General features: G+C 39.0%; 1 protein-coding gene. It reads left to right on the top strand.

Translation table 11 applies throughout. The annotated features are described in order from the left end of the window. Nucleotides 1-14,279, top strand: a 14,279-nt coding sequence (locus tag PHY73_06395; protein ID MDD3375331.1) for a glycogen/starch synthase, incomplete at both ends; no start/stop codon positions are given.

Here is a 14,279-nt window from a genome sequence, read left to right as displayed (position 1 = left end):
GCTCAGGCTAAAGAATACTTAGGCGCAATTACCAACCGTCTAGAGGAAGTTGCTCCTAATCAAGGCGGCACAATTCAGAATTCTTATCAAGAAGCGAGAAAAGGACAATCCATGACCTTAACCGCTGAGCAATGGCTTGATGCCAAAACACAAGCGCTTGCAAGCAAGGCTTCCTTTGTTGAAACTTTAACCGTCGAAGGGCAAAAAATAGGAAGAATTAAGACTTTAAATACAGCAAGACATGATAAAGACTGGTATTCAAGTGTTTACATTTTTGCTTTTAACCCGAAAAATGGAAAGCTTTATGCCCAGAGACGATCACAGCTAAAAGATTTTAATGCCGGTAAGCAAGATGCTTCAGCAACTGGTCACGTTGAACCAGGTGAAACAAGTCTTGACGCTGCTTGCCGAATCATGAAAAAGGAGTTAGGGGTAACTCTTTCATTTTCTGATTTTGTTCGTATCGGTGAGGATTTTGAGTATAAGATTATTGAAGAAACAAAAGATAGCCAAGTCTTAAAGCAATTTCGCACAGTTTACATTACGATTATTCCCGAGAGTCAAGAAGTTGCCTTTAATCCTCAAGAAGTTAAAGAGGTCATTCTTGTTGAGGTTCGAGATCAGATCAAAAAAGCTAGATTTAACAATAAAGATCTTAGTCAAAGCTTAAAACTTATTTATGAATATTCTAAAGTTACAGAGGCTCTTAATAAGACATCGAAAATTTTAAAAACAATTGTTAAAAGAGTCAAGTGCGATTTACCTTTACAAGAAGACCTTCTTTTTGCGGTAGAAAATATTACTTCTGATCATGCGGTGCGAGCTCTTGTCCAAGTTTCTCCAGAGGCAATTCCTATTATCAAGACAGGTGGCCTAGGTGATGTAGTTGGAGAATATGCTCAAAAGATCGCACGTCTTGGAATTAATTCTTATGTTTTTCTTTTAAAATATGCAAACCTCAAAGATGAAGGCTGGGTAGATACAAAAGTTAAATTTGATCTTGCTCTTAATGGCATGCATGGAGAGTGGCCGCTACCTGTGTCTGTTTGGAAAAAAACAGCTAACGATGTTACGTATTTTGGCTTACAAGATAATGGATCTTATACTCAGAAAATTTATTCGGGAGATCAATACCGACAGGCGATTTTGTTGTGCGAAGGATCTCTTCTGGCCATGGAAAAATTGGTTGAGACAAAACAAATGATAAATCCAGATGTTATTCATACTCATGATTGGCAGGCAGGTGAGATAAATCTTTTATTGGAAACAAATTTCCAAAATCGTTCAATTTTTAGAAATATCGCCCATGTAACTAGCGAACACAATCCTAAGCAGCAAGGGCCAAGATTCTCTTCGGATCGTTTTGATGAGATGCGTATTAGCGGGGAGCATTGGTTTGGTATTGCTATTGGAAATAATCAGATGAGTTTAAAGCGCGGCGGACTAAATCATGCACAGCGTATTATTTTTGTTTCTGAAAATAATATGAACGAGGCGTTAAATGGCCAGGGATTTGGAAATGATCATATCTATCAAGCAAGAAGAGTTGCTTTAAGAGGTGTCCCGAACGGTATTTTAGTTGAGCGTTGGCCAGCCTTAAGTGAAGAGAAAAAACAAAAGGCTGAGCAAGAAGTTTTAAAAGAACTAGATCTTGATTCGGCAGACAAAGATACGGTGACGATTGGCACCGTTGCGCGTATTGACGATCAAAAAGATACCAAGAAACTTATTTGGGTGGTTGGTCAAATCATGGAAGAAACAGATGGAAAGCTTCGCTTTATTTATCTTGGTGATGGACATCCTGATAATCCATACACGGGCGAAGCTAAGGCTATGATGAAAGATCTTGTTAACAGGTGGCCAACCAAAGTTAAAATTATTCATAAACCTGATCATGCTCAAACGAACCGTATTATGGACGGGCTTCAAGTTTTTAGCTATGCATCAAGGTTTGAGCCTTTTGGCACAAAGCCAGGCGCAGCTGTTCAAAAAGGCATCCCACTTATTCTTACGCGCGTTGGGGGATTAGCTGAGTTTGGAAAAGACTGGAATCCGGATACGCAAGAAGGTAATGCGGTTTTCTTAAATGAATTAAGCGACGAAGAACTTAGAAAAGCCATATGGACGATTATAAATCTTTATCGAAACCATCTAGAAAAAGCTCTTAAAATTAGAGAAAACGCCCGAAATACAGATATGCGCTGGGAGCCATCTGTCCGAAAATATGTAAGAATTTATCAGGAAGTGATTGATGAAAACAAACAAAAATATCATGCGTCTTCAAATTTAGGAAAAGACTTTTCTGTTCTCTTAAAATATTTTAATAACGATAGAGAAAAAGCGATTACTCAGATTCGTATTTGGCAAAAAGAGTTAAGTGATAAGCTAGGTGACAAAAAGACATTAAAGCAAATGACAACGTTTAAAGACGATGCGCATAAAGACGGAGTCGAATATTTATTAACAACGGATGCAAAAGGAAAATATACAGGAAAAATTCGTCCAAGAGAATTATGCTATAATGACGGAACATGGCATCGAACAGTTGGCATGCTGGTAATTGATAAAGATAATCGCATGGCTATTCAAACGCGTTCACGACATAAAAAATCTCGACCGCTTGCCAAAGATGTTTCTGCAGGCGGACACATGGGGCTTCAAGATGATCCTTTTGATGCAGCTAAGCGCGAACTCGAAGAAGAGCTTTTTGATACAGAAACAACAGGATTTAAGATTGATCCTTCACGATTAATCCGTATTACCCCAGAGGGAGTTTATGTGATTAACGACAGCAGCAAGACCGATCATTTTGATCGAGAGCTTGCAACGTTTTTTGCGTATGATATTACAGAAGAAGAAAAGAAGGATATTAAGCTTCAAGAATCAGAGGTAGAGATTGTTTCGATGCAAGACTTGTTTGTTGATATGGATCAAATTCTAAGAGATTTTCATGGAGTCACTAAAGATAATGATTATGCTATCGGATTTTTGATTCTTGAAAATTTTCAGACACAATCTAAAATTAAAAGAACACCGCAATATTATTTAAAACAATTTTTAGCAAAAAGAGCGTCTTCGGTTTTATTTAATAGCTATAGAACTTTAGGCATCTTAAGCAATCAAGATATGCTTGAATGGCTTTCTAGAAAAGTCAGCGCTCCAAATTTAGTTGGAAAAAACATGTTTCTTGATAAGCCGGTGTCAATGCTTCCTACCGTGGCTGGAAGAAGTTTTTTGACATCGGCTTTTTTATTTAATGAGCCGCTGTCTTCATTGGCTGTTAATCGTGGTCCCGACGCTTCGCCTCAAGCGAAGGGCGGGACTCCGACTTCTTTAGATATTTTATATAGAGCGCGTCGGAGCAGGATCGAGATTCTGATAGCGGCTTTTTCTATGTCAAAACCAACCGTTTCACACCCTCGGGGTGTGAACGGTGATCAAGTGTCTTTCTCAGCCACCGCAGGCCTTGCCGTTTTGGCGCAGTTTATTGAGATGGGCAAAACATCCGGCGAGCTTCAAAACCTTTTATTATCTTTTGAATATAAGATTTATGAAATGGTCCAAGATCACCACCGAGGATTGTATCAGGAGAAAAATATAGAGATACTTGTTGATCATGTTAAAAGGCAAAAAGAATCTAGAGCTAATCGTATTTGTGCTCAAAAGAGAATAAGAAATAAAAAAGAAGAAGTTTCTTCAATTCTAAGAAACGAGACAGCTCTTCAGAGAGCAAAAAAAGAGTTGGAGAAAGAAAAAAGTTTTTGGGGTAAAGTTCTTAGAAATCAAAATACTTATCCTTTGGTTGGAGAGCTTCATTTTGGCCCTACTTGTGGCGAGGGGTGCATTTATTGTTATAGCCAGGGCAATCTAAGCTATTCGTTTCTTAAGAATTCTGGCGATGAGAATAAATTATTAAATAGAGAAGAAATAAAAAGATTGGTTGAAGAATGGCGCTCTATAGGAATAAAGCAGATAATTTGTTCTGGAGGCCTAGAATTCTTTACATCTAAACATGCTTATTATACGCTCACTTTATTAAAAGAAGCAAAAATTCCAGTTTTTATTATAACGTCTGGCTCACGGATTCATAAGGGAGACATGGCACAGCTTCTATATGCCGATGCAGTTAGGTTTTCAATTGATTCTTTTGATAGATCGATATTTTGCACTATTCGAACGACAGCAGATTATAATCAAGTTTTTTCAAACTTAAAAGCGTTGATACAGCTAAGAGAAGAAAAGAATGCAGAGACTGTTATTGCTGTTTCAAGAATGTTTTTGCCTCATAATTTTAATGAAGATGAGAATTTTATTATTAAGGCTTCAGAGATTGGGGTAGATCTTGTTCAATTTTCTGTCGATTATCGAAGAAAAGAAGAAACGACGATTTCGCCTAAAAAGCTTGAAGAAAGGGTTCATGCGCTTCGAGAAAGGTTTGGATACAATTACCAAGGTTTACGCATTGAGTATAAAGAAGATTTGTTAAATTCTGAGGAAAAACATATTAATTTCGAACATTGTTGGAGTTCTTACAGGAAATTTGTTATGGATCCTTTTGGAAATGTTTATCCTTGTTGCATATGGGCTCAGCCTGGTATTTCTGGAATAAGAAATATTGAAGCTAATGTTAGGAAATTCGAAGGAAGCTTTATACGACTTTGGTCTGAAACAAATACTTTTAGAAGAACAATTGATCCGACAAGATTATGCTCTTTTTGTGGGCATTGGGATTTGTTAGTTAATGAGTTCATTGACGGGAACAAACAGCTGTTTTTGGATGATTCTGATAGTTCTGAGGAGGCAACTTTATCATCGGCTATCTCTTCCCACGTTTCTTCCTCAAGAAATATTAAAAAGGTTTCTTCACCAGCGGCATCTTCAGCAACTTCAGATCTTTCTAAGTTTTTTTATATGAATTCAGAACTAAAGAAATCTTTTCTCGAAGGTGATTATAACGAGATTCATATTGTCGCCGCAGGTGGAGGAGGAGACCTTTTGGGGGCTATTTTCTTAGCGAAGGTATTGAAGCTTTTTCGAAAGATGACGGGAAAACGAGCAATAAAGGTCAGCATCGTAACAACGAATGTAAAAAGAGGAGAGGAAAATTTAAACGGCGGGCCAACACCTATTGAGAATCTTGGAATTATGGATCAGAGAACAGGGAAGGTTGCCCCGCTTGCTACAGTTAATCATGCTAAACATTTTTATCGCATTGATCAGGCCAACATTGTTTCTCTTGTTGAAGTAGATGCTGCGCATCATAAAATTGAGATTTTGATTAAAGAAGGCGCTGTTGTTAAGAAGATGCAAGAATCGGGGCTTGATTTGATCATGATTGATGTTAATCCTGGATTTAAAGCAATTGCAGCTGAATATCACAAGATCATAAAAAACAAAAAAGTTTTAATTCTTGGTTTGGATATGGGAGGAGATATCCTTGCTCGATATCTTTATCGTATTATTAAGGGAAAAAACGGAAACAAAAGAAATCATCCTGAAAAAGGCATCAGATCTCCAATTACAGATACTATTATATTAAAGTCACTCTGTTGCTTGAAGGCTCGCTACAAACATAATGTTTTATTAGGGGTTAGCGCTTTAGGAGGAGATGGAGAGCTTGGCAAAACATTGATTCGATATTTAAGAGAGTTTATTGATAAGGATGAGCTGTTAGGTGTTTTAGATATTCAGGGTTTCTTGCGTCAAGCTGGACCAGGAGGAATTAAACTTCTTAACGATGTTTTAGATTTAGACATTTCAAGTGAAGTCTCAACTAATTTTATCAGAAGGATTCAAAAGGCGATTTTAGGGTTGGCATATAGATATAGCAGACATGAAAGAGAAGAAGTTGTTATTGGGTGGGAAAGCTTCCAAGGGGGAATATCTAAAGAATCTCTGTTGAGTTTGCTTGATTCTTTAGAAGTCCCTATTAAGGTACAAAAAATACGAGGTGGCACAAGAACAGAAACTCTTATTAAGGCTTATTTGTTTACGCTGTTTTTTGATCCCTTGGTTATTGAAAGCTATATTTCTAAAGAAATCAGGGATGTTCTTGAATCACAAGTGACTTGGGATGCTGTTGCGAAAGTTTTTTCTGATTTCGGCTATACAACAGAAATGGATGATATCAACAATAAAAGAGACAGAATATCGGTAAGGAAATTTTTGGCGAGATTGTATAGGCAGTTTGTTGAAGTAAAAAGATATTCTTTTCTTGAGAGAAGCAATGCTATCTGTAAGAGGTTTTCATCTGCTAAAGAAATTCTTGCAGTTCAGGAGTATTTTGCAAAGCTTGAAGATCAATATCATGAAAACAAGCAAGTCTATTATGTCTTTCGATATTTAATAGCATTTGTCTTTGAAGCTGCAGCAAAAAAATCTCAGGGAGACTTTGGGGTTTTTATAGAATATTGTGAGTATTCAAGAACTTTTATAGATCGGATAAAGAGAGAGAAATACGTGTCAGAATCTATTTTACTTGTTTATGCTTTGTTGCACAAGCCGATGGCACATTTTATTGAGACGAGTAAGTCCTCAGATGGTTTTAAGAAACTTTTAAGATCTCTTGAGTATGAAATCTACAGGATGGCCCAAGATCGACATCGACGTCTGTATACAGAAGAGAATGTAAAAGAAATTCTTGCTTATGTTAGAAAACAGACTGAGACGAGACCTGGCTCTGCCCACATAAAGAATCGAAAAAGAGCACTAGCTGCAAAAAGAAACCAAGGCAGCTCAAGTATTCCTGTTTCAACCCCAATAGAAAATAATGCGCTTGTTGTTCCAATGATGCCGTTTGCACCTTCAGTGGTGTCGAGCACGATATTTTTGTTGAGCCAAAATATGGCAAGTGGCCGAATAAGTAGAACAGCGGAAATTTCAGGAAATGATCAGATTGCTTCATGGATTGCCGAGAATGTTACTGCGCCTGGAAGTGCTAGTACACATATTGTTTTAAGTAAGCCGGTGTCAATGCTTCCTACCGTGGCTGGAAGAAGACTTTTGACACCGGCTTTTTTATCTAAAGCGGCTTCTTCTAAAAACATAAAATCTTCCTCTACGCTTTCGCGCAAAGATTTCGCACTCACAAAAACTACTGCCTCATCGCCAAATCCTCATAAAAAGAAAAGTGGTCTTGAACATTCTGACTTTTTTGATGTTTTGGGTATGCGAAAATATTGCCCTGAGAATAACTCTGGTGACCCATATAATATTGTTGATTATATGAATTATGTTGTGCAGTTTCTTGGCGGTGGATTTGATCTTTTAACGACAAAGATTAACGAGATTATTGCGAAATTATCAGCAGCCTCAAATGACGAGCTTGATTATCTTGAGGCTGTGGCTAAGGATATCTACGCGCCATTATGTTATAGAGTTGGTTTTTGGAAATGGGCCACAGAATTATCAGAATCTGTTACCAAAGCTCGCTATCCTGAAGGATATAGAGAGGCTGAGCTAGAAATTGTAGAAGCTTTGGGTCATATGACACGTGAGCAGGCTGAGAAGTATCTTGAAGAAATTGGCAGTAAAATTAAAAAACGGCTAGAGAGAAACGGCATAAAAGTAATTGCTATTTATTGGAGAGTTAAGGGGGCAGGTTCTGCTTATCAAAAAATTGAAAGCGGAAGAGGAAGGCGAGGAGCGGTTAAGAACATAGGATCGTTACAAGACCTTTTGGGTCTTCATGTGATTGTTGATAAATCAGATTATTGGTCTTCTGTTGGTCTTTTTATGGGCTGGCGTGATATTTTTGCTCCTTACCAAGAGTTGGGCGGTGAGTTAATTCCTAAGCAAACTGACGTTAATGTTCGTGATGCGGGAGAGAAATATGATGGAAGTCATTTCGGAATCAATATTCCTCTGCCAATGAATGCTACCAAAAGGTCTGTGGCTATGGAGATTAAGCTTTTCGATTCTGATAAATACTCGGAGTTTATGTATGGGGAAAATGCTAGCTGGAAATATGATTTGCGTAAACGTCATCCTAATCAACAATTTAATTTAGGTGGCTTGACAACGATGTCTCATAATCCTGAAGAAAATCTTTTAAATCTTTTTAATTATTTGAAAGATTGGGTTTATATTTTCTTTGTGTCGATTAATGAAAAAGCAGGCCAGTACATTCTTAGGCCTGCAAGGTTTAAGGATGGTTTTATTGGAGGGGATCTTTTGTGCCTTAGACGAGTTGATGAGTTTTTGTCTCTCACAAATTTGGATCCGTCTTCTCAGGAAGGGCTTAATTCTTTTGATCATGCGGTGATTTATGGATTTGAGTTCCCAGCTACTAAGAGAGGAAAGGTAAAACGTCGGAACAAAAGTGTTGGGCAGCCTCTTTTAGCAGGTGATTTTATTATGATTGATCCAGCAATCAGAGTGGTCCTTACCGCTAAAGAAAAAAAAGAAATACAGCAAAGAGCGAAACATCTTAGAACGCTTTTAAGGCTGCAGCTTAAGCCTGGAGAGTTCCTGAAGACTTCTAAAATCTTAAGCGAAGAAGCTCGCAGATGGTATTCTGCCGGAATAAGGAAATTAGTCGGGATAGGAAAAAATAGATGGGTGAATAAACTTTTTGATTCTGATGAAACAGTACAAGCCTTAGGTTTTAAGAATAAGGAACAGACAGTGGCTTTTATTGGCCGTTGCAAAGTTTCTTTTGATATTAAAACAATTGTTTTATCTTCTGGATCCAGAGCATGGCTTGACGCTCGTGTTGTAACGATTGGTGTAAAACCAGGCAATGTTAAAAGGACGTTGATGGCTTTAGATTTGAGTTTTGATTATGATCGCCCAGGATTGATGAGTGAAGTGGTTGATGCCATTGCCAAGGTTAGAGCAGAGGTTATTTTGAGCAATTCGTTTCCTAAAAAAGTTAACTTGATTCTTATGATTGATAGGGAAAGAATTTCTAACCTAGAAAATATTTTGATTGAAATAAAAAGTCGAGATAAAGAATCTAAGGTTACTGTAGGAAATTTTGTTAGCAAAAAAATATGTGTTCTTGTTGATCTTAATAAGAGTTTTTATAATTTTTCAGATACATTTCAGATTATTTTGGCTGTGTTTAAAGGTTTTGAAATTAATGTTTATAGAAATAATGTTGCGCATCAGCCGGAATATAAAGAACCAGGTCCTGTTAACCCTGAGTATCCTTTTGCTGTCGAGTTAAAGAAATTGCATGAGCCAGGTGAGAGGATTGCGTTATATGAATTTGAAATTGGAGTGCCGCTTCTTTTGAAAGATGAAGAATTGATCGGAAAACTTGAGCACCGCATTGGCACCAGTGAAGTTGAGATTAAAGATTCTTCTTTTGTAGGTTCTTCTGCTAAGGGCGGCAAAGAAGCCTCTTCTTCCGCCTTGACTTCGATCTATGTTTTTAAGATTGGGGAGGATGGATCAATGACAGTTCTTGATCCGGTAGATTCGAAACATGATATTGTTTATGTGTATAATACGCAATTTTTGCTAACAGGAGAAAAGATAGCCTTGGTTGCTTCGTATAGACCTTCAGAGGTTGTTATTGCCATGAAGATGTTGAGGCAAGGAAAAACCTATATTGGCCTTTGGCATGCTCCTCGAATCACAATATTGGCTATTGAGAAGTTAATTCGCGTTATCAAAGAAAAAGAATTTTTGATGATTCAAATGGTTGTTTATTTTGACACGGGTAAGAGATCTATGAAATTATTGGAGCAGGAATTAAAGCTCGCGTATCCTGCTGTCAAAACCGTTGAACGCGCTCTTCTGCATCCGTTAAGCCGCAGAGATCTTTTAAGGCCCAGCAACGATCTTATTTTTACGACACCACGAACAGTAAGCATTCGACCTGACCAGAATGATCCAGCTAAGGAATATCTCATTGCCTGGAGCGAGGTTGGAATCATGTCATCTTCCGCCTCATCCAGCTTGCCATTAGCAACGAAGCCCAAGGAAGGCGTTCCTTATGATCAAGCTACACGCGAAGCGAAGGAGATCGCGGAGAAGGGCCTCGATCCTTGGGGAATTAAAATTCCTTTATCAGAGCCCTGGGTTGAACAAGTTTTACGTTATTATAAAGAGGATAAAGAAAGAAAACCACAAAAGATTGATGGATTTAATATTGTTATCCGCGCAGGTCCAGCGCGAGACTTTGATGCCGCTCTTTTTCTCTCCTCTAATCATCTTGTTGTTTTCGTTGATCAGGATGTTTCCAAAGCTCAAAAATCTTTCGCTTTAGCGCATGTCTTGAATCAAGCCCCTTATCATTTGAATACACTCGCTGAAGAAGATTTTCGTCAATATCAGGCATCTCAGAAAAAAGAGACCAACGTCCCTTCGGGTTTTGAATCGTGGCACGGTGTTCTTGTCCCTCAAGGAGATGATACGTTTAAGAAACATTTCAATCCTAAAAAACTGTACGCCGCCTTATTGAAAATAAAAAAGTTTCCAGAAAGGGATTTTATTATATCAACACGACACAGCAGATTGTCAGTCGCAAAGAAAATCTCCGGCGCTCATTTTTGTTATTTTAAGTTAACACAATCCGAAATGTTTTTTTATATTCGTCTTGAGGACGGTCTTATTTTGCTACTTGATATCACTCATCAGAAAAAGATTGGAGAGCTTACTAAAGATTCTCAATGGATTGGTCAGATGCAACAAGTGATTGATCGTTTTGCGTCAGCCTTAAAAAAACAACGCCAAGGGGAAATGAGGGCACAAGAGGACAAGAGCGATGTGTGCGTATCCCAAAGGCTAGCCCAGGCATTATCAAAAACTCTTCCTCAAGTGACGTATGTGTTGACACCTGGCGATGGGCGCGTTCACTTTTTTGTTGCAACAACAATATCGCTTAATCAGGTTGTTGCTAGATTTCGCAATTTGGGATATGAAGTTGAAAGAGTTAAAAAGGAAATTTTCAGCCTTGCTCAGAAAGCTAATAACAAAAAATATGTTTTAGGGCGCATAGGCTCTGAGAATGGAAAGATTATCTTTTCTCCTTCTCAATGCCGCGATGTGAAAAATATTAAGGATGTTTTTAACCTCATCCATGTTTTGGTTCAAATGCAAAGGCAAAAAGAGACGAAGTCTTGTCAGCCTCAAAAGAAGTCGTTGGCGGGGAGTGCTATCAAAAGAGCTCTTATTATGTTTGTTGCTATTGTCGCTTTTAATATTTTTTCCACCCAAGTAGTTTTCGGATCTATCGCGGATACGATCACGGGTCCTCGATACGGTACTATATTTTATCGTTCTCAGAGTGATCCACCTGGAACGCTTCGCTATCAAGCTACTGTGTGGGATCAAAATTTGCCGGCTAAGAATACGGTTGCCGGAGTCTTGTTTGATTTAGAGGCCTTAGACCGGAATGTTTATGGAACGCCTATTTATTGGACAGGGGTGAAAGCTTTTATAGAACAGCATGGTGAGTTGATCACGGGGCATGTTTATCAGCTAACTGCTTTTATGCATGAAACATCCAAAGCGCCTGTAGCCGAAACTGTTATTGCAGATACAGATCAAGACACCGCTCGACCAACTGGATCACGTGATGCCCAAGACATCATAGGGGAAAAAGCCACGCCAAAGGATCAACCGGTGCCTGAGATCACGCAAGAAGATTCTGTCGCTGAGGTAGCCGTCATTGATCCAGCTGTTATCGAGATAGATACTCTTTCTTTAGCCCAAGAAGAGCCTAAGGTCATTCAAGAGCCTGATACAAAAGAAAATAAAAAATGGCCATGGTTCTTGACAGTGATGATGCTAATAGGTTTAAGTTTTTACACGATTGTTAAAAGAAGAGCTCAAAAACAAGATAAAAAAATAGTTCAACCTGTTGCTGAACCGGTGATCGCAGAGATCGTAGCTGAACCTGTTCAAAAAGAAACCACTGAAGTTGTTGAGCCTGCCAAAAAAGAGACCATTAAAATCATCGAGCCTGTTGTTCCTCAAGCCGAGATCAAAGAACCTGCTGCTGATCAGCCTGTGACTGAAGAGGACTTGAGTGAATTTGTCGGAAATTTAGTTGCGGAGCAAGAAATAGAAGAAGTGCAAGCTTTGGATAAAGAGAATCAAAAGAAGGCTGATGAAATTTTAGAAAAAATTGCTGCACTTTGTTCAGAATTGACAGCTAAAGCATCTCAGGATGAAGCAGTAGATTTTGATCAAGGTCAGGATATCGTAGAAGAAACCCAGTATAGCGCAGAGGAAAAGAGCTTGCAGGATGTTCAAAAGTTTTTGTATGAGAGAAAGATTTTAGCCCAGCTTGCCGAGGCAGAAGAAATTGTTCGAGAGCTTGGTGAGAAAAATCAAAATGCCAATGAGCAGGATGCATTATTAAAGAAATTTGAGGACGCGTTGGCTGTGATCGAAGCGCTTGAAGCCCAGCAGCTGCAGGAAAAGTTAGAAAATGCGGAAATGGCTAAGGCTTTACAGGTTTTATATCGAAAACAAATTCTTAAGCATTTTGCGCACACACTACGCCTGGAAATAAATTTATTCTTTAAATCCATTAAAGGTTTCTTCTCTGCTTATTTTGCGCGTAAGGGTGCTATCGAAGGAGAAGAGCCAGTTGAATCTGTTGCAAAAACCAAACCTGTTGACGCGAGCCCAGAAGTTCAGGTGCCAGAAATTTTTATTGCGCCAGTGACAGAGCCAGCTTCTCAGGCTGAAGTTGATGTTGCCGCGCTAAGTTTGCCTGAGCTCAAAATGCATGTTAAGGAGCTTATCCATAAGGCAAGGAGCTTAGATGATTCTTCTGAAAGCACAATGATCTTAAATGACATCCTGGATATCTTAAAGAAATGGCGAAATAAGAATATAGGATTTGATGAGATCATCAAAGCGATGGAGAAGGAGATTACGGGAATTATTATTGCCCGTCAATCTGAAAAGAAGTTTAAGTCGTTGTATGAGCATCAGGACTCCCAAGAAAGGGTGCGGGTAGACAATGAAATTGATAGCGCCTTACAGTTGCCCGACCCAATCCAAAGAAGAGAAGCCCTTGAAGGCATTCAAATTGATCGAACAACAAATGGTCGTGTTTATCGAGAAATTTATGAACGCATACAAGACGCGACAGGAAACGATGATGCGGCGGCTGAGGTTATTAAGAGCGACGAACCCGTCACTCCTCCCGGAACTGTTGCGCCAACATTAAAGCCGGTTGAAGCAGTTGTAAAAACAGTACCAGCCCGTCTTTCTTCTGAAGAACAGGCGAATCAAGAGGCGGTTGATCGACTAATCAATGATATGGATGCGCGTTATGCGCAACTCACAGCTGTTCAGTCTCAAGATGAAGAAGCTCAAGCCTTTTTAGACGGTTTCGTTGCTGAGATGCATATTGACCAAAAGATGGCAGAAATGAGGCGTGGTCAGAAGTTCCGGAATCGAGCCTATCAAGTAAAGATTTTAGCCCAGCTTGCCGAGGCAGAAGAAATTGTTCGAGAGCTTGGTGAGAAAAATCAAAATGCCAATGAGCAGGATGCATTATTAAAGAAATTTGAGGACGCGTTGGCTGTGATCGAAGCGCTTGAAGCCCAGCAGCTGCAGGAAAAGTTAGAAAATGCGGAAATGGCTAAGGCTTTACAGGTTTTATATCGAAAACAAATTCTTAAGCATTTTGCGCACACACTACGCCTGGAAATAAATTTATTCTTTAAATCCATTAAAGGTTTCTTCTCTGCTTATTTTGCGCGTAAGGGTGCTATCGAAGGAGAAGAGCCAGTTGAATCTGTTGCAAAAACCAAACCTGTTGACGCGAGCCCAGAAGTTCAGTTAGCTAGGAAATATCTTCCGACTGTTGCGCAATATGTGCCGGCCACTGAAGAAGACTTTGAAGATTTCGCAGGGCAAAGGCTTGTTCAGAAAGTTGTAGATGCTAATTACGCTGCCGAGGATGAATTTGGACCTGAGATTAAAGCGCTTGCAACGTCCGTGAAAAAAATGAGAGCGTTTTTAGAGGCTAAACAAGAAGATGATGATGCGCAGGTTGACGCGAGTTTTAAACAGTTGATTGCAGATTTGGAAGAAAGCGAAGCGCAAGCTGAAGAGTTGTCTTTGTTAGAAGATCAGACGACTAAGCAGAATGCTGTGCTTTCAACTCGACTTCTTCACATCGGTAATCTCGGCAAAGGCATGAGCGATAAAGCGCAGAATGAAAAAGAAGGCGATGCTTTATTAAAAGACTTAGAGAAATCATTAGATGAGATCACAAAGTTCGATGATGAGCGTAAAGCCATCCAAGATAAACAAAAAAAGATGCCTAAGGTTGTTGAACAAACCGAGCCTGCTGCCATCAAAGA

This window comes from Candidatus Omnitrophota bacterium (assembly GCA_028693815.1).
In the GTDB taxonomy this organism is placed as follows: domain Bacteria; phylum Omnitrophota; class Gorgyraeia; order Zapsychrales; family Aceulaceae; genus Aceula.
This window is presented reverse-complemented; position numbering and strand designations above follow the sequence as displayed.